Raw genomic sequence first — 22,053 nt, forward strand, 5'->3', positions numbered from 1 at the left:
CACTTCAGGCGCTGTTGTTATTGCGGGTTGGCACGGGTGCTGGAGAGCAGCGAAGCGAGGCTCGCGGCCTTCGGCTTGACCAGCCAGAACTTGCGCAGGTAATCGTCCAGGTTCTCCAGCAGGTGAGCACCCCAGTCGCTGGAGGTTTCCTTCACGTACTCGACCAGCACACTGTGCAGGTGGCTACGGTAGGCCTCCATGGACTCGTTGCTGATGCGCTGGATTTCCACCAGTTCGTGGTTGACCCGGTCGACGAAACTATTGTCCTGGTCGAGCACATAGGCGAAGCCGCCAGTCATGCCGGAACCGAAGTTGTAGCCGGTCTTGCCGAGAACGCAGACGAAACCGCCGGTCATGTACTCGCAGCAGTGGTCGCCAGTACCTTCCACCACAGTGTGGGCACCAGAGTTACGCACTGCGAAACGCTCGCCTGCGGTACCCGCGGCGAACAGTTTGCCGCCAGTGGCGCCGTAAAGGCAGGTGTTGCCGACGATGGCCGACTCCTGGCTCTTGAACGGGCTGCCTTTCGGCGGAGTAATCACAACCTTGCCGCCGGTCATGCCTTTGCCGACGTAGTCGTTGGCATCGCCTTCGAGGTACAGGTTCAGGCCGCCGGCGTTCCACACGCCGAAGCTCTGGCCCGCGGTACCGCGGAAGCGGAAGGTCACCGGGGCGTCTTTCATGCCCTGGTTGCCATGACGACGGGCGATCTCACCGGAAATCCGCGCGCCGATGGAACGGTCGCAGTTGCAGATATCCAGGTCGTAGACACCGCCGCTCTTGCCTTCGACTGCCGCTTTGGAGATGTCCCACATCTTCTCGGCCAGCAGACCCGGGTCGAAGGGCGGGTTCTTCTCCACTTCGCAGAACTGCGGCTTGTCGGCCGGGATGTGGTCGCTACCCAGCAGCGGGCTGAGATCCAGGTAACCCTGTTTCTCGGTATCACCCGGCAGCATTTCCAGCAGGTCGGTACGACCAATCAGCTCGCTCAGGCTACGCACGCCCAGCTTGGCCAGCCACTCACGGGTTTCTTCGGCGATGTAGGTGAAGAAGTTCATCACCATTTCGACGGTGCCGATGAAGTGGTCCTTGCGCAGCTTGTCGTTCTGGGTGGCGACACCGGTGGCGCAGTTGTTCAGGTGGCAGATACGCAGGTATTTGCAACCCAGGGCGATCATCGGTGCGGTACCGAAGCCGAAGCTTTCGGCGCCGAGGATGGCCGCCTTGATCACGTCGAGGCCGGTTTTCAGGCCGCCGTCGGTCTGTACGCGTACCTTGCCGCGCAGGTCGTTGCCGCGCAGGGTCTGGTGGGTTTCAGCCAGGCCCAGTTCCCACGGGCTGCCGGCGTACTTGATGGAGGTCAGCGGGGATGCGCCGGTGCCGCCGTCGTAGCCGGAGATGGTGATCAGGTCGGCATAGGCCTTGGCCACGCCAGCGGCGATGGTGCCGACGCCAGCTTCAGCCACCAGCTTCACCGAGACCAGGGCCTGCGGGTTGACCTGCTTGAGGTCATAGATCAGCTGGGCCAGGTCTTCGATGGAGTAGATGTCGTGGTGCGGCGGCGGCGAAATCAGGGTCACGCCGGGCACTGCATAACGCAGACGAGCGATCAGACCGTTGACCTTGCCGCCGGGCAGCTGGCCACCCTCACCGGGCTTGGCGCCCTGGGCGACCTTGATCTGCAGCACTTCGGCGTTGACCAGGTATTCCGGGGTGACACCGAAGCGGCCGGTCGCCACCTGCTTGATCTTGGAGCTCTTCACCGTGCCGTAGCGCGCCGGGTCTTCGCCACCCTCACCGGAGTTGGAGCGACCGCCCAGGCGGTTCATGGCCTCGGCCAGGGCCTCATGGGCCTCGGGAGACAGTGCGCCCAGGGAAATACCCGCGGCATCGAAGCGCTTGAAGATGGACTCCAGCGGCTCGATCTCGTCCAGCGACAGCGGCTGATCGATGGTCTTGACCTTGAGCAGGTCGCGCAACATCGACACCGGGCGGCTATCCACCAGCGCGGTGTATTCCTTGAACTTCTCGTAGTTGCCCTGCTGCACGGCAGCTTGCAGGGTGTTCACCACGTCCGGGTTGTAAGCGTGGTATTCGCCACCGTAGACGAACTTCAGCAGGCCGCCTTGCTGGATGGCCTTGCGGTTGTTCCAGGCTTCGAAGGCCAGCAGCTTCTGCTCGGACTCGATGTCGACGAAGCGCGCACCCTTGATGCGGCTGGCGACGCCACGGAAGCTGAGGTCCACCACTTCTTCCGAGAGGCCAACAGCTTCGAAGAGCTGGGCGCCACGGTAGGAGGCGATGGTGGAGATGCCCATCTTCGACAGGATCTTCAGCAGGCCCTTGGAGATGCCCTTGCGGTAGTGCTTGAAGACTTCGTACAGGTCGCCCAGTACTTCGCCGGTGCGGATCAGGTCAGCCAGAACTTCATAGGCGAGGAACGGGTACACAGCGGACGCGCCGAAGCCCACCAGCACGGCAAAGTGGTGCGGGTCGCGGGCGGTGGCGGTCTCGACCAGGATGTTGCAGTCGCAACGCAGGCCCTTTTCCACCAGACGGTGGTGAACGGCGCCGACCGCCAGAGAGGCGTGGGCCGGCAGCTTGCCGGGGGCGATGTGACGGTCGGTCAGGACCAGCAGCACCTTGCCGGCACGCACGGCTTCTTCGGCCTGGTCGGCCATGTTGCGCACGGCCGCTTCGAGGCCGAGGCTCTCGTCGTAGTTCAGGTCGATGATCTGCCGTTCGAAGCCCGGGGTGTCCAGGCTCATCAACGCGCTCCACTTGGCCGGGGAGATCACCGGGCTGCTGAGGATCACGCGGGTGGCATGGTCAGGCGACTCGCTGAAGATGTTGCGCTCGGCACCGAGGCAGATCTCCAGGGACATCACGATGGCTTCACGCAGCGGGTCGATCGGCGGGTTGGTGACCTGCGCGAACTGCTGGCGGAAGTAGTCGAACGGCGAGCGTACGCGCTGGGACAGCACGGCCATGGGGGTGTCGTCGCCCATGGAGCCGACCGCTTCCTGGCCTTGCTCGGCCAGCGGGCGCAGTACCTGGTCACGCTCCTCGAAGGTGACCTGGAACATCTTCATGTACTGCTTGAGCTGGTCGCTGTCGTAGCTGGCCACGCCATGGTCGTCATCCAGCTTGGCCTGGATGCGCACCGCGCTTTGACGCAGCCACTGCTTGTACGGGTGGCGCGACTTCAGGCGGCTGTCGATGTCGTTGGTGTTGAGGATCTGGCCGGTCTCGGTATCCACCGCGAGGATCTGCCCGGGACCGACACGGCCCTTGGCGAGTACGTCTTCCGGCTTGTAGTCCCACACGCCGATTTCCGACGCGAGGGTGATGTAGCCGTTCTTGGTGGTGACCCAGCGGGCCGGGCGCAGGCCATTGCGGTCAAGCAGGCAGACGGCGTAACGGCCGTCGGTGAGCACGACGCCGGCGGGGCCGTCCCAGGGCTCCATGTGCATGGAGTTGTATTCGTAGAAAGCGCGCAGGTCGGCATCCATGGTTTCCATGTTCTGCCAGGCCGGCGGGATGATCATCCGCACGCCACGGAACAGGTCGATGCCGCCGGTGACCATCAGTTCCAGCATGTTGTCCATGCTGGAGGAGTCGGAACCGACGCGGTTGACCAGCGGGCCCAGCTCGTCGATGTCGGGCAGCTGCTCGTTGGCGAACTTGGTGCGACGAGCGACCGCCCAATTGCGGTTGCCGGTAATGGTGTTGATCTCGCCGTTGTGGGCGAGGAAGCGGAAGGGCTGCGCCAGCGGCCACTTCGGCAGAGTGTTGGTGGAGAAGCGCTGGTGGAAGACGCAGATGGCGGTCTGCAGGCGTTCGTCACCCAGGTCCGGGTAGAACTGCTGCAGGTCGGCCGGCATCATCAGGCCTTTGTAGATGATGGTCTTGTGGGAGAAGCTGCAGATGTAGTGGTCGGCGTCCGCGGCATTGGCCACGGAGGAACGGCGACGGGCACTGAACAGCTTGACTGCCATTTCCTGGTCGCCCAGGCCTTCACCACCGACGAACACCTGCTCGATCTGCGGCAGGCGCTCCAGGGCCAGGCGGCCGAGGACGCTGGTGTCCACCGGCACCTTGCGCCAGCCGATCAGTTGCAGGCCGGCAGCGAGGATTTCGCGATTCATGTTTTCGCGAGCTGCTTCGGCGCGAACCGGGTCCTGGTTAAAGAAGACCATGCCGACTGCGTATTGGGCAGGCAGCTCGACCGAGAAGGTTTCCTTGGCGATGGCGCGCAGGAAAAGGTCGGGTTTCTGGATCAACAGACCACAACCGTCGCCGGTCTTGCCGTCGGCGTTGATACCGCCGCGGTGGGTCATGCAGGTCAGGGCTTCGATGGCGGTTTTAAGAAGATTGTGGCTCGCCTCGCCCTGCATATGGGCGATCAAGCCGAAACCGCAGTTATCCTTGAATTCATCAGGATGGTACAGACCTGCTTTCATAGGGGAACTCTCACCAGGGTTGCCTTCAGAAAAAGGCAGAATTGCTTTGTAATTCAACTCCTTACCATACGCGCCGGACTTGACGCCAGCTTTTGCGTAGGGCAAAGGGAGGTCATTGTACATAGCGCTTTGGTCGACCACAAATCTTCGTGGCCAACCTATGAACGCCAATGTCGCAAAAATGAATGAATGAACCGGAAGGTCGTGCTAGCGACCACCCGGTCAAAAGGCGAGGGATCAGGCTCGCAGAATACTAGCGAGCCATTTCCTGCTGGATGCTGGCGAAAGTCTTCGGCCAGGGTTTACCAGCCTGGACCTTGGCTGGCAAAGATTTGATCGCGGCCTGCGCTGCGGTGCGACTGGGGAAGCTGCCGTAGGTCACGACATAGAGCGCCTTACCCTGGTGCTGCTTCTTGAAGTAGCGGTACTGGCCACCGTTCTGCTGAACGAAGGCCTTGGCGCTGCCCTCGGAACTGGTGCCGAGCACCTGCAGGGCGAAGTGGCTTCCCGTCTGACCGCTGTACCAGCCATTACCCGATGCACCACCGGTCGACGCAGCCGCTGCCGGCGCAGGTTTCTCGGCCGGCTTGGCGACCTGGGCGGGCGCGGCGGCGGGTTTGGCAGTAGCAACTGGCTTGGTAGCGGCGCTCGGCACGGCGGCCGGAGCAGCAGCCGGCGCGGCCGGTTTGGGCGCTGCAACCGGCGCGGCGGGCACAGCCGCGATGGGCTGGGTCGGCTGGGGCAATGGCTGCGCCGACGCGATCGGCTCTACCGGCGCTGCAGGCACCGGACTCGCAATCGCGCCTTGAGGCGGCGCGCTGGTGGTAACGGTAGGCGGCACATTGGCGACCCCTTCGGGCGCCGGGCCATCTTCCGGCTCCCCTTGACCAGCAGCCTGAGCCAGCGGCTCACGAATCACCGGCTGGGCCTCACCCACCAACGGCAACGGCAGCGGTTGCGAGGAACCCGCGAACTCGACGGCCGGCGAACCGGAATCCGTTTCGCCGGCGGGCTGACCTGCAGGCGCCTGCCCTTGGGACTGGGCGGCGGTTGCCGGCGCGGTCTCGGCGCCACTTTCGTTACGGCCCTGCATCATCCAGGCAGCAATCACACCGATCCCGACTACGGCGAGGGCGAGCAGGTGCTTCTTCGGCAGATTGAAGCCACCTGCGGACTTCCGCGAGGCACCGCGCTCCGCAAGCATGGCCTCGACCATGAGATCGCGCGCTACCTGATTGATCGAACCCGGCCAGCCGCCGGATTGCAGGTGAATGTCTTCCACCTGCTCATCGCTGAGCACGTCGATGCCACGCCCCGCACCTTCAAGGCGCTGGGCGAGGTACTCGCGGGTTTCTTCCGGGGTGTACGGCTGCAGCTCGATGACATGGAAGCGTTCTTCACCCTCGACCAGTGCATCCAGGCGGGCCAGCAGCGAGTCCTCGCCAAACAGGAATACGTGGGTACGCGCTTCGACACTGCCCTCGGCCAGAGCCAGCAAATTGTCGAGGGAGGCGTCGTCCAGTTCCTCGGCGTCATCCACCAGGAGGTAGACCTCCTGGCCGGTCAGGGCAAGCTGACCGACCTGGGCAAGAATGGAGCGCACATCAGCCTGTGCAACATTCAGCCCCTGGGCGATCTGACGCAGCATTCCACCCGCCTCGACCGAACTGCGCGCCGAAACCACCAGGCTCTGAACCGCCTGCTTGTTGGTGCTCGCCACCAGGGCCTGACGCAGCAGCGTCTTGCCGCTGCCGTGGGGGCCGCTCACCACCAGCATCAACTGGCTGTAGCGAGCCAGGTGGTGCAGCTGACCCAGCACCGGCTTGCGCTGGGCCGGGAAGAACTTGAAGCCAGGCACCCGCGCCGCGAACGGGTCATGGGTGAACTGGTAGTGACCGAGGTAGGCCTCGTCGGCGTGCAGGCTGCTCATGGGAATCCTTTACTCTCCAAGCTTGTCGGCCAGGGCGCGATAGTCGGCGGCCAGGGTGGCCTCGAGCACGTCACGCGAATAATCGGCAGTCACGACGGCATCGCCAATCCGGCGCAGCAGCACCAGGCGCAATTGGCCATCGAGTACCTTCTTGTCTACGGCCATGTGCTGGAGGAAATGTTCCGGCGTCATGTCCATTGGCGGTACGACCGGCAAGCCGGCACTGCGCAGCAAGCGAATCGCCGCGTCGCGCTCGTCGGTGGAAATCCAGCCTAGGCGGCAGGACATTTCCAGGGCCATGACGGTACCCGCCGATACCGCCTCACCGTGCAACCAGGCGCCGTAACCCATGTGGGTCTCGATGGCGTGGCCGAAGGTGTGGCCGAGGTTGAGGATCGCGCGCAGCCCGGACTCGCGCTCATCGACACCCACCACCCGCGCCTTGGCGGCACAGGAGCGCTCGATAGCATCGGTCAGTGCGGCCGCATCGAGACCGCGCAGGGCAGTCATCTTTTCTTCCAGCCAAGGCAGGAAAGGTTCGTCGCAGATCAGGCCGTACTTGATCACCTCGGCCAGACCAGCGGACAACTCGCGCTCCGGTAGGGTGCGCAGGCTGTCGGTGTCGATGATCACCGCCTTGGGCTGGTAGAAGGCACCCACCATGTTCTTGCCCAGCGGGTGGTTGATCCCGGTTTTGCCGCCAACCGAGGAATCCACCTGGGACAACAGCGTCGTAGGTACCTGGATGAAGTCCACACCACGCTGGTAGCACGCAGCGGCAAAGCCGGCCATATCGCCGATGACCCCGCCGCCCAGGGCGATCACGGTGGTGCGTCGATCATGGCGAGCGCCCAGCAGGGCATCGAAGATCAGCTGCAAGGTTTCCCAGTTCTTGTGCGCCTCGCCGTCGGGCAATACCACCGGCAGCACCGAGTAGCCCTGCAAGGTCTGGGTCAGCGTTTCGAGATAAAGGGGTGCAACGGTCTCGTTGGTGACGATGGCCACCTGACGACCGGCGATGTGCGGCGTGAAAAGCTCCGGGCGCGACAGCAACCCAGAACCGATATGGATGGGATAGCTACGCTCGCCAAGATCGACTTGAAGTGTCCGCATGGGGCCCCCGATATAAAAAGGGCTAAAGGATAGCGCAGTTCCGCCCGCGCTTTAACGGGGCGGAAGTGCCTGGAGGCGCGCCAGTATTTCTTGAACCACCATGCGCGGCGGCCGTTCATCGGTTTCGATGATGATGTCGGCGATCTCCCGATAGAGCGGATCGCGAATGGCCATCAGGTCGCGCAGGACTTTACCTGGATCAGCCGAACGCAACAGCGGCCGATTGCGGTCGCGTGAAGTGCGCTCGATCTGCTGCTCCACCGAGGTGTGCAGATAGACGACTCGTCCCCCGCCACGCAGGGCCTGGCGATTGGCCGGACGCAGAACCGCGCCACCACCGGTCGCCAGGACCACGCCGTCATGACCGCAGAGTTCCTCGATCATCGATTGTTCGCGATCGCGGAAACCCTGCTCGCCCTCGACGTCGAATATCCAGGGGATATCCGCTCCAGTGCGCTGTTCGATTTCCTTATCGGAGTCCTTGAAGGGAAGTCGCAGTTCTTTAGCAAGCAAACGCCCGATGGTGCTTTTTCCTGCCCCCATCGGGCCAATCAGAATCAAATTTCGCACCGATATCAGCGACTCACCGCAATGGCCTGGTTGTTCATGATGCGGGGAGTGAGGAATACCAGGAGCTCGGATTTCTTGTCCTGAACCACGTCGCGACGGAACATGCGGCCGAGGAAGGGCAGGTCGCCGAGGAAGGGCACCTTGTCCACCGCCTTGGTTTGGGTGTTGGAGAATACCCCACCTATCACGATGGTTTCACCATCATTGACCAGTACCTTGGCGTTTACCTCGTTCTTGTTGATCGGCGGTACACCGTTCAGGGCGTTGCCGAAGTCCGGCGCGTCCTTGGTGACCTTGACCTCCATGATGATGCGGTTGTCCGGCGTGATCTGCGGAGTCACTTCCAGAGACAGGGCCGCTTCCTTGAAGGACGTGCTGGTGGCGCCGCTGGAACTGGCTTCCTGATAGGGCACTTCCTGGCCCTTGAGGATCTTCGCGGTTTCCTTGTCGGAGGTGACCACCTTGGGCTGCGACACGATTTCACCGTTACCGGTCTTCTCCATCGCCGACAGTTCGAGGTCGAGGATGGTGTTGTCGGTAATGAAGCCGATGCCGATGCTCGAGGTGGCGCCGGTGGCACCCAGGTCGACGAACGGGGCGTTGGCCAGGTTCACGTTGCCCGCCTGGTTGGCAGCCGGACGACCGAGACCACCGCCACCGACGACGAAGTTGTTGTCGCCGATGCTCGCACCGCGCCAGTTGACGCCCAGAGCCTTGTCATAGTCGACGTTGGCTTCGACGATGCGCGCCTCGATCATGACCTGACGAACCGGGATATCCAGCTGGGTCACGATGCGACGCAGCTCTTCCAGTTTGTCCTGGGTCTGGTAGGCGATGATGCTGTTGGTGCGGTCATCCACAGTGATGGAGCCGCGCTCGTCAGTACCGGCCGCGCTCGGGTCACCGCTGGTGACGGACTGGAACAGCTTGGCGATGTCTGCTGCCTTGGCGTAGTTCACCTGGATCAGCTCACGGCGCAGGGGCGCCAGTTCGGCGATCTGCTTCTGCGATTCCAGCTCCTGGCGTTCGCGGGCGGCGATCTCGTCTGCAGGCGCAACCAGCAGCACGTTACCCACTTTGCGCTTGTCCAGGCCTTTGGTCTTCAGCACCAGGTCCAGCGCCTGGTCCCAGGGCACATTCTGCAGGCGCAGGGTGATGTTACCCTGCACGGTATCCGACGCCACGAGGTTGAGGTCGGTGAAGTCGGCGATCAGCTGGAGAACAGAACGAACGTCGATGTCCTGGAAGTTCAGCGACAGCTTCTCGCCCGAGTAGGCGAAACGCTCGGTCTTGCGCTTTTCCACGTCATCCTGGGTCAGCGGCTTGATGCTGACGGTCAGCTTGTTGTCGGTCTGATAGGCCAGGTAGTCGTAGTAACCGGTCGGTTCGATGCTGATGCTGGCATTGGCGCCGGAGCCAGAAGCGCTGACGAACTGCACCGGAGTGGCGAAATCCTTCACGTCGAGACGCACACGCAGCGGCTCGGGAATCTGGGTCTTGGAGAAGTCCAGGCGAATCTTGCCGCCCTGCTCCTGGATATCCGGACTGACGCTGGGATCGGACAGGGTGATGACTACGTTCCCCTCTCCCTGCTCACCGCGCTGGAAGTCGATGTTCTCGATGGCGCGCCCAGCGCTGGCGTAGCTTTTGGTTGGCTGAGAGGCGCTCAGGGTAGTGGCCACCGGAGCGGGAGCGGACGCTACGGTGCGAGGTGCTGCGGACGAAGCCGCGGAATCGCCCACCAGAACGTAGAGGTTACGGCCATCCACACGGGTACTGTACGGCACCAGGGTCGACAAGTTGATGATCAGGCGCGTGCGGTCCTTGGCTTCCACGACGGTCACGCTGCGAGCGTTCCCCACACCCAGCTCGCGATTCTTGGAGCCCAGTTTGTTGGTCACACCCGGCAAGTCCAGGGCAATACGCGCAGGCTGCTCGATGGTGTAGCCGCGCGGAGCCGTCACCGGCTCGTCGAATGCCAGCTTGAGTTCAACCCTGTCGCCTGGGAGAGCCGCGACATCCAGTGCCTGCAGGTTCGCAGCCAATAGCGCTGGCGACAGCAGGGCGGCCAATAGCGTGATACCAAGGCGCGATAGCGAGCTTTTCATCATCTGGTTCCGTTGTGCAGACCGGTAGTTATTCTTCATCGGTGGTTCACCTCGCCCTCAAGAGCGCTCCCTGAGCGCGAGACTACGTGGACGCTCCAGCCATCCACCTTCCCCGTCCGGGACGATCTCGATCACGTCGACCTTGGCTTCGTCGATCCCGACGACACGACCATGGTTACGTCCCAGATAATCCCCAACCTTGACCCGGTGCACCCCTCCAGCACCACTGACCAAGGCAAAGGTCCCCGAGCCGTTGGACAAGGTGCCCACCATCTCGAAGGACTCGATATTGAAGCCTTCGAGGAACTGTTTGACCCGGGTTTCGTCCGGGTGAATGTCCTTCGAACCCTTCTGCTGCTTTGCCAGATCGATCTTGATCGGCGGCTGGAAGGGACTGCGCAGGGCGGCAGCGCTATAGGTGAATGCCTCATAGGGCTGGAATTTCGGCAAGGGTTCGATGGAGCCCTTGGGGCGAGCGCGAACTTCGTCCATGTAGGCTTGCAGATCGCCAAAATCGTTGCCGACACCGCAGCCGGAAAGGCCGGCCAGCATCAGGGCACAGAGCGCCAGACGGGCGCGAGGACTACTCATTTCTGCAGCCCCTTGTCGTTGTAACGGTAGGTCTTGGCCAGGATCGACATACGCAGTTTGGAACCGCTTTCGTTGGATAGCGGTTTGATCTCGAAATCATGCAACGTCACGATTCGCGGCAGGCTGGCGACGCCACTGACGAAGGTAGCGAGGTCGTGATAGCCGCCCACCACCGAAATCTGGATCGGCAGCTCGATATAGAACTGCTGCACCACTTCCGGCAGCAGCTTGATCTCTTCGAACTCGAGGCCACTGCCCAGACCGGTACGGGTAATGTCTTCCAGCAGGCCCGGCACTTCGGTGTCGCTGGGCAGTTGGCGCAGCAACGCACCAAAGGAGGTTTCCATCTCCTTCATCTGCTCCTTGTAGGCTTCCAGGTTTGCAGCCTGGAACGCCTTCGCGGCGAACTGCTCCTTCAGCGTCACTTCTTCGGCACGCTTCGAGTCCCACTGGAGCTCGAGGTCCTTGAGGTGGAAGTTGTAGCCCAGCACCAGCACGAGAATCAGCAGCAGGATGCAGGTAATGACCTTGACCGCAATGGGCCAGGAACCGAGGTTATTGACGTCAAGATCGGCCAGATCGATCTTGCGCAGGCTTTCCAGGGAGTCGGAGAAACTCATTTCGCGGCTCCTTTGTTGGCGGTGTTCACGGCTCCAGACTTGCCGATTTCTTCCTCAGAACCTGGCAGGGTCTGCTGCACAGTCAGCTGGAATACGTTGGCCTGATCTACCGCGCCAGCCGTGACCGCCTTGACTCCGGTGAGGTTTGGCGAGGTCAGCCACTCAGAAGCATCCAGGTTACGCATCAGGTTGGAAACCCGGTTATTCGACTCGGCTGCGCCGACGATGTCGATGCTCTTGCCAGTCATCTTCACGCCGGTGAAGAAGACGCCATCGGGCAGCGTCCGCACCAATTGATCGAATACACGACCGATGATCGGTCGGTTGCCCTGCAGATCCTGGATGATCTTCATCCGCTCGAGAAGCTGCTGGCGGCGGGTCTTCAGCTCGCTGATTTCCTTGATCCTGGCGTCCAGGACGGCGATTTCCTTGCGAACGAAGTCGTTGCGTGCCTGCTGGTTCTCGATAGCGTTGTTCAGGTATTGGTCACCGAGGAACACCGCGCCGGCGCCCAGCGCCAGTACGGCTCCCAGTGCGACCAGGAACCGCTGCTTGCGCTCCTCGCGCAGCTGCTCACGCCAGGGGAGTAGGTTGATGCGCGCCATCAGTCGAAACTCCTCATCGCCAAGCCGCAAGCAATCATCAGGGCAGGAGCATCGCTGGCCAGGGCGCCCGCATTGACCTTGCTACTGAGCGCCATATCGGCGAAGGGGTTGGCAACCAGAGTCGGAGTACCGATCTTCTGCTGAATCAGGCGATCCAGGTCAGGAATCGAGGCGGTACCGCCGGCCAGGAGGATGTAATCCACGTCGTTGTACTGACCCGCGGCGAAGAAGAACTGCAGGGAACGGGATACCTGCTGAACGACTGCATCCTTGAACGGTTGCAAAACCTCGCTGTCGTAGTCATCCGGAAGACCACCTTGCTTCTTGGCAAGACCAGCTTCCTCGACCGAAAGCCCGTAGCGGCGCTGGATCTCCTCGGTCAGCTGACGCCCCCCGAAAAGCTGCTCCCGCGTATAGATGGTGCGACCGTTGTGCAGCACGCTGAGGGTGGTCATGGTCGCGCCGATGTCGACGACAGCCACGGTGAGCTCGTCATGGGAATCGCCGAGCTGGGCCGAAAGCAGTGAATAGGCGCGTTCCAGCGCATAGGCTTCAACGTCGACCACCTTGGCGGCGAGACCGGCCAGGGCGAGCGCTGCCTCCCGCACTTCGACGTTCTCCTTCCGGCAAGCAGCCAGAAGTACGTCGACCCGCTCCGGGTTGCGCGCCGAGGCGCCCTGCACTTCGAAGTCGATGGCGACTTCTTCCAGCGGATAGGGAATGTACTGGTCAGCTTCGATTTTCAGCTGGTTCTCCAGATCATCATCGGAGAGACCGGCTTCCATCTCGATTGTCTTGGTGATCACGGCCGAACCGGCCACGGCGACCGCAGCGACCTTGACCCCGGTTCGCGCCTTCGTGACCACACGGGAAAGCGCCTGCCCGACGCCCTCAAGTTCAGCGATGTTCTTTTCGACGACTGCGTTCGGAGGGAGTGGCTCGACGGCATAGGACTCCACTTTGAAGCGGCTTCCCGAGCGACTCAATTCAAGGAGCTTGACTGAGGTCGAGCTGATGTCGATCCCCAACAGCGAATTCGCTTTCTTATTGAAGAGCCCTAGCACGACCGATTTCCTATCAGCGTCCGAGACTTACGGACGATTTATGTTTTTCCACATTAAATAGCAGTCTTGACAGAAGCGCAAATGGCTCCCCCGGAAAAAAAACGCTTATAATGTGATCGGCTTTTGCCTTTTATCATCGCCTTTCGTTTAACTCATTCTTTTGTCTGGAAATCCACAAGCCTTGATGCGCCTGCTGAAGTTCTTCTGGTGGTCTTTCGTTGCCGTTTTCTGTGGCCTGTTGCTCAGTTTCAGCGGCGCTTACCTCTATCTTAGCCCCAGCCTTCCGTCCGTCGACTCGCTACGCCGGATCCAGCTCCAGATCCCGCTGCGCGTGTATAGCAGCGATGGCAAGCTGATAGCTGAGTTCGGCGAGATGCGCCGTTCTCCCGTGCGTTTCGCCGACATTCCGCCCGATTTCATCCAGGCTCTGCTGGCTGCCGAGGACGACAATTTCGCGAACCATTATGGCGTCGACCTCACCAGCCTGATGCGCGCTGCCACGCAATTATTGAAGACCGGCCACATCCAGACGGGCGGTAGTACCATCACCATGCAGGTGGCGAAGAACTACTTCCTCACCAGCGAAAGAAGTTTCTCTCGCAAGATCAATGAAATATTGCTGGCCCTGCAAATTGAACGGGAACTCAGCAAAGACGAAATTCTTGAACTTTATGTGAACAAGATCTACCTCGGTAACCGCGCATACGGTATCGAGGCCGCCGCCCAGGTCTATTACGGCAAGTCCATTCGCGAAATCAGCCTGGCGCAAATGGCCATGATCGCCGGCCTGCCCAAGGCGCCCTCCCGCTTCAACCCGCTGGTCAATCCGACCCGCAGCAAAGAGCGTCGCGACTGGATTCTCGGCCGTATGTACAAGCTGGGACGAATCGACGAAGCCCGCTATCAGCAAGCCATCAATGAGCCGATCGACGCCAGCTACCACGTTCCGACCCCGGAACTCGCCGCGCCCTACATCGCCGAGATGGCCCGGGCCGAAATGGTTGGCCGCTACGGCAGCGACGCCTATACCGAAGGTTTCCGGGTCACCACCACCGTTCCCAGCGACCTTCAGCAGGCAGCCAACTCCGCTTTGCGCGAGGGCCTGATCGATTACGACCAGCGCCACGGTTACCGCGGACCCGAAACCCGCCTGCCGGGCATGACCAAAGAGACCTGGCTGCAGGAGCTGGCCAAGCAGAAATCCCTCGGCGGCCTGGAACCGGCCATCGTCACCCAGGTAGAGAAGAGCGGCATCCTGGTCCTGACCCGCAACGGCCGGGAAGAAGCCGTGAGCTGGGACAGCATGAAATGGGCCCGCCCCTTCCTCAACACCAACAGCCTGGGCGCTCGCCCTCAGCAGCCTGCCGATGTCACCCAGGTGGGCGACCTGGTCCGCGTGCAGCGCCAGGCCGATGGAAGCCTGCGCTTCGTCCAGCTGCCGGCGGCACAGAGCGCGCTGGTCTCGCTGGACCCGATCGACGGCGCCATTCGCGCCCTGGTGGGTGGTTTCTCCTTCGAACAGAGCAACTACAACCGCGCCGCCCAGGCCAAGCGCCAGCCGGGCTCCAGCTTCAAACCCTTCCTTTATGCCGCCGCGCTCGATAACGGCTTCACCGCCGCGAGCCTGGTGAACGACGCCCCGATCGTCTTCCAGGAAGCGGGCATGGAAGAAGCCTGGCGTCCGAAGAACGACAACAACACCTTCCTCGGCCCGATCCGCCTGCGCGAAGCCCTGTACAAGTCACGCAACCTGGTTTCGATCCGCGTCCTGCAGGCAGTCGGGATCGACTATGCACTGAATTACGTCAGCCGCTTCGGCTTCAACAAGGATGACTTGCCGCGCAACCTGTCCCTGGCCCTCGGCACCGCCAACCTCACACCGCTGGAGATCGCTGGCGGCTGGAGCACCTTCGCCAACGGCGGTTACAAGGTTCAGCCCTACCTGATCGATCGCATCGAGAGCCGCGACGGCAAGACGCTGTTCGTTGCCAATCCCCCACGAGTTCCGGAGGGGGAAGTGCAACCCACCGAGGTGGCACAAGCCAACGCCGCGCCAGACACCCTGCTCGCCTCTGCCGATGCCGCAGCACCTCAAAGCCAGGCGCCGGCCGTCGCTGAGCGCATCGTCGACCCGCGCACCACCTTCATCCTGAACAGCATGCTGCAGGATGTGATCAAGCGCGGCACCGGCCGCCGCGCGCTGTCCATGGGTCGCAGTGATATCGCCGGCAAGACCGGGACCACCAACGAGTCCAAGGACAGCTGGTTCTCCGGCTACAACGCTGACTACGTCACCACGGTCTGGGTCGGCTTCGACCAGCCGGAGAGCCTGGGTCGCCACGAGTATGGCGGCACCGTGGCACTGCCGATCTGGATGAACTACATGAGCAGCGCACTGAAAGACAAGCCGGCTCACGTCCAGCCCGAGCCTGCTGGCCTGCTGACCCTGCGCATCGACCCACTCAGCGGCCGCGCCGCCAGCCCCGGCACGCCGGATGCGTTCTTCGAACTGTTCAAGAGCGAGGACACACCGCCACCCATGAGCGAACTCGAACCCGGCCTGGCCATTCCAGGCAGCCCGCTGCCAGCCGACGAAGCAGCCCCCATCGACCTGTTCTGAGAACAGGCCAATAAAAAAGCCCCGCATTTGCGGGGCTTCTTTTTGCTTCCGGACTTAGCCGTTGAACACTTCGTCCACCGAATTCAGCGGATAGTGCTTCGGATAAGGCAGGGTCGCTACGCCGGATTCGATGGCGGCCTTGGCCACAGCATCGGAAACGACGGTGATCAGACGCTTGTCCATGGGTTTCGGAATGATGTACTCACGGCCGAATTCCAGGGAGTCCACGCCGTAGGCGTCGCAGACGTCCTTCGGTACCGGCAGCTTGGCCAGATCGCGCAGGGCGTTGGCGGCGGCGATCTTCATCTCTTCGTTGATGCGGGTGGCGCGTACGTCCAGAGCACCGCGGAAGATGAAGGGGAAGCCCAGCACGTTGTTGACCTGGTTCGGGTAGTCGGAGCGACCGGTAGCCATGATCACGTCGTTGCGGGTCTCGTGAGCCAGTTCCGGCTTGATCTCCGGGTCCGGGTTGGAGCACGCGAAGACGATCGGGTTGGCCGCCATGCGCTTCAGGTCTTCCGGGCTCAGCAGATTGGCGCCGGAGAGGCCGACGAACACGTCAGCGCCATCCAGGGCTTCGGACAGGGTGCGCTTGTCGGTTTCGTGAGCGAAGACGGCCTTGTACTGGTTCAGGTCGTCGCGACCGGCATGGACTACGCCCTTGCGGTCGATCATGAAGATGTTCTCGACCTTCGCGCCCATGCTCACCAGCAGCTTCATGCAGGAGATGGCGGCCGCCCCGGCGCCGAGGCAGACGATCTTGGCTTCGGCCAGGCTCTTGCCGGCGATTTCCAGGGCGTTGAGCATGCCAGCGGCAGTCACGATGGCGGTGCCATGCTGGTCATCGTGGAAGACCGGAATGTCGCACTGCTCGATCAGGGTGCGCTCGATCTCGAAGCACTCGGGTGCCTTGATGTCTTCGAGGTTGATGCCACCGAAGGTGATGGAGATGCGCTTGACGGTGTCGATGAAGGCCTGAGGACTTTCAGCGTCAACTTCAATGTCGAATACGTCGATGCCAGCGAAACGCTTGAACAGGACACCCTTGCCTTCCATTACCGGCTTGGAGGCCAGCGGGCCGAGGTTGCCCAGGCCGAGGATTGCAGTGCCATCGGAAATGACCGCTACCAGATTGCCCTTGCCGGTGTACTTGAAGGCCAGCTCGGGATCACGCGCGATCTCGCGTACCGGCTCGGCGACGCCCGGGCTGTAGGCCAGCGACAGGTCGCGGGCGGTGGCGGTCGGCTTGGTCAGCTCGACGCTGAGTTTCCCGGGGCGGGGCTGGGCATGGTATTCGAGAGCGGCCGTTTTCAGATCAGACATTTTGGCATTTCCGCTTTTGCTTGTGACAGACGTGACGGGCGAGCATACGCAAGATGCTGGGGGCTAACAAGACCGTTCAGTCACTCCACGTCAACCCCTCTAACGTACGACTTTTAGCCAGTCTCCGGGCTTTGGCTCGCCGATTGGATACAAATTATTAAGCAATCGGATACGATTTTCCAGATCCGCTTGAGGTCCTGGTAATTTGCTTTCCCGGGCCAGGCTGGCCACGGTCTGGCCGGCCTTCACCTGGATCAGATGGAGGCGCAGCGGCTGGCCCAAGGCCATTTCCTCCTTCTTCATCGGACGGAAGCTACGGATCACAGAGAGAAACTTGTCGTCTTCGCTTTCCAGGGACGCCTTATTGCGGATGGCTCCCACAAAAAGATAAGCCTTGTCTTCCTTGTAGATCACCGCCACACGTCGCGCGGGACTCCCCGCCAACACGGCCGTGGCGCCCTGGAGGCCGGCCTGCTGCAGCGGCTCTTCCATGGACAGGCGCTGACTGCCAGCCTTCTGCCGCAGGTAGTCTGCGGGCGCCAAGCTGGGCTTGCTGCCATCCATGGTCATGGCGATGAAGGCCTGTTGGTCTGCGCTGTGGGTGATCACCGCATCCGGGCGATTGACCAGGCCCCAGCCATCAGGGAAATGGAAAGTGAAGTCCAAGCCGGCGTGATAGAAGTCCTGCCCACGACGCACACCGGTTTCAGCCGAATCACCGAACGGCAGTCCCTCGAGATGCTTGAGGAAGACCTCCCGGTTCACCACCTGATTACTGCCAGCCAGCGACTTTGCCGGCCCCACTACCTGTTTCAGCCGGGTATCGTTGTCCGGGTGGGTATCGAACAGCCCGTGATAACCCGACGGCGGCGCCTCCTGCCCCTTGCGCTGCGCCTGGCTACGGGCAAATTCCTCCTGGTTCTTCAGAACTTTCACCACTTCGATCATGGCTTGCGGGTCATAGCCGCTGCGCGCGAGGTACTGGGCGCCGAGGCCGTCAGCCTCCAGTTCCATGTCGCGACCATAGCCGCGCACGAAGGCAGTCCCCAGCACGTTGGTCAGATCACCGGCGGCGCCGACGCCAGTACCGATGGCGACCGCCTGACCCAGGATGTTCCAGGCGGTGGACTGGCTCTGCTGCTGCACGCTGTGCCGGGCAGTAACGTGCCCCACCTCGTGCCCCAGCACAGCGGCGAGCTCCGCTTCCGAGTTCAGGTACGCCAGCAGGCCGCGATGGATATAGATGTAGCCGCCCGGCAGGGCGAAGGCGTTGATATCCGGCGAATCAACCAGTGTGAAGTGGTAAGGGATAGCGCTGCGATGGCTGTGACTGGCGACGCGCTGCCCGACCTCCTGCACATAAGCCTGCAGTTTCTGGTCGGCATAGGGCGGGTTCTGCTTGACGATTTCCTGGTTGTAGCGGCGACCGAGGTCCAGCTCCTGCTGCTCGCTCATCATCACGAAATTGGTCTTGCCGGTGGCAGGGTTGACTGCACAGCCAGCCAGCAGGGAAGAAGCGAGAAGCAGCGCCATGACGAGCGCAGGGAATCTCATCGAATCACCTCGAGCATTCCATTGTGGGTAAGGGGGAGCATCCAGCGGGAAACCTTCGTATTTACGCCGCCGCCGCGTGCACGGTCAATGACCCAACCCCTCGCCTCCACTCGCCTACCGACCAGCCGTTGCAGCGCGGCGGCATTGAACTGGTGCTGGTGCTTGAGGTTGATCCGCAGTACCAGCGGCCCCTCCAGTTCCAACCAGATTCCACCCCGGTTGCGCTCCACCCGGGCGACCCGCCCCTGCACCAGCGCGAATCCGCTGCGGCGCAGTTGCCAGGGCGTCTGCTGAGGCGCCTGGCGCCAAAGCCCCCGACCGGCGCGACGAGCTGAACGTTCAGCCAGCGCATGACAGCCACTAAGGGCCGAATTGGGAGCGATGACGATACGAAAAGCCAGTCCGTCAGTGAGCAGGAACTCTTCGAGATTGCGCCCGCGATCGTCATAGAGATGGGCCAGCGTTCGACCGTAGCGATCCTTCGACTCGCGCCCCAGCCGAAGCGCGACGCGTCCGCCATTGGCTTGCACCAGCCCGGCGAGTCGCTGACGGGCGGCTACGGCGTAAGGCTCAGCCGACCGCCCCTTACGAGCCAACTCAGGCGCATTCAGACCGATCAGACGAACGCTTCGTCCATCAACCAGACGCAGCGTATCCCCATCGACGACTTGTCGGACTTGATAGGTAGGAAGTTTCCCGGGAACCGGGCAGGCAGCATGAAGGGAGAAACTCAGGAGCCAGAAAAAGAAAAAGGCGCCTGTCATAGGCGCCTTTTTCGTCAGCGGGGACTTGGCCATCAGGCCTTCCCAGGCTGTATCGGCTCTTACTTGGCGCCGAATACGCCGAAACGCTGCTTGAAGCGATCGATACGGCCGCCGGTGTCCAGGACCTTCTGCTTGCCGGTGTAGAACGGGTGGCACTCGGAGCATACGTCGAGGCTGATGTTCTTGCCGAGGGTGGAGCGGGTCTTAATGACGTTGCCGCAGCTGCAGGTAGCTTCGATCGCGACGTACTCGGGATGGATTTCCGGTTTCATTGCTTGATCCTCAGGTCTGGCGTGCCGCCACCCGACCCTATGTCGAGTACCGCACGGAAACAGGCGGCGGATGATACCAGAGTGAGTGTGCGTTGCAACCTGCCGGCCGCGCCGGCTGTCGCGCTGGGCCGTGCTAAGATCGCGCCTTTTCCGACAGGACCGCCGCTTGCCTGACGCTCCCATCTTGCGCCTCGCGCTGCCCTCCCCGCTGCGCCGCCTGTTCGACTACCGTGCGCCCGCCGGCGTACCCCGCGCTGCCTTGCAACCGGGCGTGCGCCTGCGGGTGCCCTTCGGTCGCCGCGAGATTATCGGCGTGCTGGTGGAGCTGGCCGAGAAAAGCGAGGTGCCGGCCGACAAGCTCAAGCCTGCGCTGGAATTGCTGGACAGCCGCCCCCCGCTCCCACCGGCGCTGTTCAAGCTGTGCCTGTGGACCGCCCAGTATTACCAGCACAGCCTCGGCGACACCCTGAGCTGGGCACTGCCGGTGCTGCTGCGCCAGGGCGAGCCAGCGGAAGCCCGCCAGGAGCGTTTCTGGCACGCGACGCCTGGCGCCAGCCTCGAAGATCCACGCCTGGCCCGCGCCCCGCGCCAGCGCCAGGCCCTGGCCACGCTCGCGCAGCATCCCCACGGCGTTGCCCACCAGCTGCTCGCGCAATTGCAGCTGAACAAGGACAGCCTCGAAATCCTCCTGGAGAAGGGCCTCGCCCGAGTGGAAGTGCGCCGCCACGCGCCCAGCGAACGCCATGGTCCGCTGCTGGCTCAACCGGAGCTGCCGCTCAACGCCGAGCAACGCGCTGCCTTTGACGCAGTGCATGCCTCATTCGGCAGCTTCAACGCCCTGCTCCTGGCTGGCGTCACCGGCAGCGGCAAGACCGAGGTCTACCTGCAACTGATCCGCCAGACCCTCGAAGCCGGCAAACAGGCGTTGGTGCTGATCCCCGAGATCAACCTCGGCCCGCAGACCCTCGAACGCTTCTCCCGCCGCTTCAATGCGCGCATCGCCCTGCTGCACTCGGCGGTGAACGACCGCGAACGCCTGGACGCCTGGCTAGCGGCCCGCGACGGCGAGGCTGACATCATCATCGGCACGCGTTCGGCGCTGTTCACGCCACTGAAGAACCCGGGACTGATCATCATCGATGAGGAGCACGACGCGTCCTATAAACAGCAGGAGGGTCTGCGCTACCACGCTCGCGACCTCGCTCTGGTGCGCGCTCGCCAGGAGAACATTCCGATCCTGCTGGGCTCGGCCACGCCCTCCCTGGAAAGCCTGCAGAACGCACACGCCGGGCGCTACGGCCTGTTACGCCTGACCCAGCGCGCGGGGGGTGCCAAGCAGCCGCGTTTCCTGCGCCTGGACGTGAAGAGCCTGCCGCTGGATTCCGGCATCTCGATGCCGCTGCAACAGGCCATCGCCCAGACCCTGGCCGCCGGCCAGCAAGTGCTGGTGTTCCTCAATCGTCGCGGATTCGCCCCCACCCTGCTGTGCCATGACTGCGGCTGGATCAGCCAGTGCCCGCGCTGCGACGCACGCATGACCCTGCACCAGCGCTTCAACGAATTGCGCTGCCACCATTGCGGCCATACCCAGCGCCAGCCGGCCTGCTGTCCCGACTGCGGCAAGGTCGATCTGCGTCCAGTCGGCGCCGGCACCGAGCGCGCCGAGGAACGCCTGGCGATCCTCTTTCCGAAGACGCAGGTGCTGCGAATCGACCGCGACAGCACATCGCGCAAGGACGCCATGGACAAGCTGTTCGCCACCATCCAACGCGGCGAACCCTGCATCCTCGTCGGCACCCAGATGCTCGCCAAGGGGCACCACTTCCCCCGTGTGACCCTGGTGGCCATCCTCGATGCAGACGGCGGGCTGTTCTCTGCGGACTTCCGCGCCAGCGAACGTATGGCCCAGCTCATCGTCCAGGTCGCAGGCCGGGCCGGGCGCGCCGAAGAGCCGGGCAAGGTGATCATCCAGACCCACCTGGCCGAGCATCCACTGCTGGTGCAGCTCACCGAGCAAGGTTATTTCGCCTTCGCCGAACAGGCCCTGTCCGAACGCCGCGCCGCCGGACTGCCGCCCTTCGCTCACCTGGCCCTGCTGCGCGCGGAAGCGCACAAGCCGGGGCAGGCGGAAGAATTCCTCGACAGCGCCTGCGGGGAAGCCGAACAACAACTGGCCGAGATGGGACTCAACAACGTCGAACTCCTCGGCCCCGTGCCCGCGCCCATGGAACGCCGCGCCGGCCGCTATCGGGCGCAGCTGCTGCTCCAGGCCAACGCCCGGGCGCCGCTGCACCGGCTGCTGACGCCCTGGAGCCAGGCCCTGGAACAACTCCCCGGCGGCCGTGCAGTGCGCTGGTCGCTGGATGTGGACCCCATCGATCTGTTCTAGAACGACCACCCGGCCGATATTGCCCACTGGTCCTTGCAGGCCGCCGCTTAAAACTTGAAGCTGCGGC

At 62.7% G+C, this 22,053-nt stretch carries 15 protein-coding genes; 2 read left to right on the plus strand and 13 right to left on the minus strand.

Features of this window, described 5'->3' with window-relative positions; genetic code table 11:
• Positions 1 to 17: 17 nt before the first annotated feature.
• The 9 genes from gltB to E8E95_RS26600 all read right to left on the minus strand — a co-directional run bounded on the left by gltB (position 18) and on the right by E8E95_RS26600 (position 13,064).
• Positions 18 to 4,463 carry a glutamate synthase large subunit gene (gene gltB, locus E8E95_RS26560; protein WP_280355138.1) on the minus strand — a complete coding sequence of 1,482 codons (4,446 nt, stop codon included), beginning with the start codon at positions 4,461 to 4,463 and terminating at the stop codon, positions 18 to 20.
• 253 nt (positions 4,464 to 4,716) lie between these two features.
• The gene (locus E8E95_RS26565) at positions 4,717 to 6,393 is read right to left on the minus strand and encodes an AAA family ATPase (protein ID WP_280355140.1); all 1,677 of its coding nucleotides are present in this window, start codon (positions 6,391 to 6,393) and stop codon (positions 4,717 to 4,719) included.
• A 9-nt stretch (positions 6,394 to 6,402) separates the two neighbouring features.
• Entirely contained in the window at positions 6,403 to 7,506 is a 1,104-nt protein-coding gene (aroB, locus tag E8E95_RS26570; protein ID WP_280355141.1) for a 3-dehydroquinate synthase, read from the minus strand.
• Between the two features lie 51 nt (positions 7,507 to 7,557).
• Positions 7,558 to 8,076: a shikimate kinase AroK gene (gene aroK / locus E8E95_RS26575; protein WP_077524753.1), complete on the minus strand. Its 519-nt coding sequence runs from the start codon at positions 8,074 to 8,076 to the stop codon at positions 7,558 to 7,560.
• Between the two features lie 5 nt (positions 8,077 to 8,081).
• Entirely contained in the window at positions 8,082 to 10,184 is a 2,103-nt protein-coding gene (gene pilQ / locus E8E95_RS26580; protein WP_280355143.1) for a type IV pilus secretin PilQ, read from the minus strand.
• Positions 10,185 to 10,241: 57 nt separating this feature from the next.
• Positions 10,242 to 10,775 (minus strand): type 4a pilus biogenesis lipoprotein PilP, encoded by a 534-nt coding sequence (pilP, locus tag E8E95_RS26585; RefSeq protein WP_077524751.1) that lies wholly within the window; start codon positions 10,773 to 10,775, stop codon positions 10,242 to 10,244.
• Positions 10,772 to 11,395 carry a type 4a pilus biogenesis protein PilO gene (pilO, locus tag E8E95_RS26590; protein ID WP_280355144.1) on the minus strand — a complete coding sequence of 208 codons (624 nt, stop codon included), beginning with the start codon at positions 11,393 to 11,395 and terminating at the stop codon, positions 10,772 to 10,774. Before pilO ends, pilP begins: the two co-directional genes overlap by 4 nt.
• Positions 11,392 to 12,000, minus strand: coding sequence for a PilN domain-containing protein (locus tag E8E95_RS26595; RefSeq protein WP_280355145.1), 609 nt, complete (start codon positions 11,998 to 12,000; stop codon positions 11,392 to 11,394). Before E8E95_RS26595 ends, pilO begins: the two co-directional genes overlap by 4 nt.
• Positions 12,000 to 13,064 carry a pilus assembly protein PilM gene (locus tag E8E95_RS26600; RefSeq protein WP_280355146.1) on the minus strand — a complete coding sequence of 355 codons (1,065 nt, stop codon included), beginning with the start codon at positions 13,062 to 13,064 and terminating at the stop codon, positions 12,000 to 12,002. Before E8E95_RS26600 ends, E8E95_RS26595 begins: the two co-directional genes overlap by 1 nt.
• A gap of 184 nt (positions 13,065 to 13,248) precedes the next feature.
• Here E8E95_RS26600 and E8E95_RS26605 point away from each other — a divergent pair, with 184 nt between their 5' ends.
• Complete coding sequence (locus E8E95_RS26605) at positions 13,249 to 15,684, plus strand: penicillin-binding protein 1A (protein ID WP_280355148.1); 2,436 nt, start codon at positions 13,249 to 13,251, stop codon at positions 15,682 to 15,684.
• 54 nt (positions 15,685 to 15,738) lie between these two features.
• Here the strand turns inward: E8E95_RS26605 and E8E95_RS26610 are convergent, their stop codons facing one another.
• The 4 genes from E8E95_RS26610 to rpmE form a co-directional block, all read right to left on the minus strand.
• Positions 15,739 to 17,007, minus strand: coding sequence for a malic enzyme-like NAD(P)-binding protein (locus E8E95_RS26610; RefSeq protein WP_280355149.1), 1,269 nt, complete (start codon positions 17,005 to 17,007; stop codon positions 15,739 to 15,741).
• Between the two features lie 99 nt (positions 17,008 to 17,106).
• Positions 17,107 to 18,561 (minus strand): M48 family metalloprotease, encoded by a 1,455-nt coding sequence (locus tag E8E95_RS26615; protein WP_280355150.1) that lies wholly within the window; start codon positions 18,559 to 18,561, stop codon positions 17,107 to 17,109.
• Positions 18,558 to 19,358 carry a thermonuclease family protein gene (locus E8E95_RS26620; RefSeq protein ID WP_280355152.1) on the minus strand — a complete coding sequence of 267 codons (801 nt, stop codon included), beginning with the start codon at positions 19,356 to 19,358 and terminating at the stop codon, positions 18,558 to 18,560. Before E8E95_RS26620 ends, E8E95_RS26615 begins: the two co-directional genes overlap by 4 nt.
• A 26-nt stretch (positions 19,359 to 19,384) precedes the next feature.
• Positions 19,385 to 19,597 (minus strand): 50S ribosomal protein L31, encoded by a 213-nt coding sequence (gene rpmE / locus E8E95_RS26625; RefSeq protein WP_003453200.1) that lies wholly within the window; start codon positions 19,595 to 19,597, stop codon positions 19,385 to 19,387.
• A 166-nt stretch (positions 19,598 to 19,763) separates the two neighbouring features.
• On the opposite strand from rpmE, the gene E8E95_RS26630 reads away from it, so the two are divergent.
• A complete protein-coding gene (locus E8E95_RS26630; protein ID WP_280355153.1) occupies positions 19,764 to 21,986 on the plus strand; it encodes a primosomal protein N' in 2,223 nt (740 codons plus the stop codon).
• Positions 21,987 to 22,053: the final 67 nt, after the last annotated feature.

This window comes from Pseudomonas sp. BN414 (assembly GCF_029871275.1).
GTDB classification, from domain to species: domain Bacteria; phylum Pseudomonadota; class Gammaproteobacteria; order Pseudomonadales; family Pseudomonadaceae; genus Metapseudomonas; species Metapseudomonas resinovorans_C.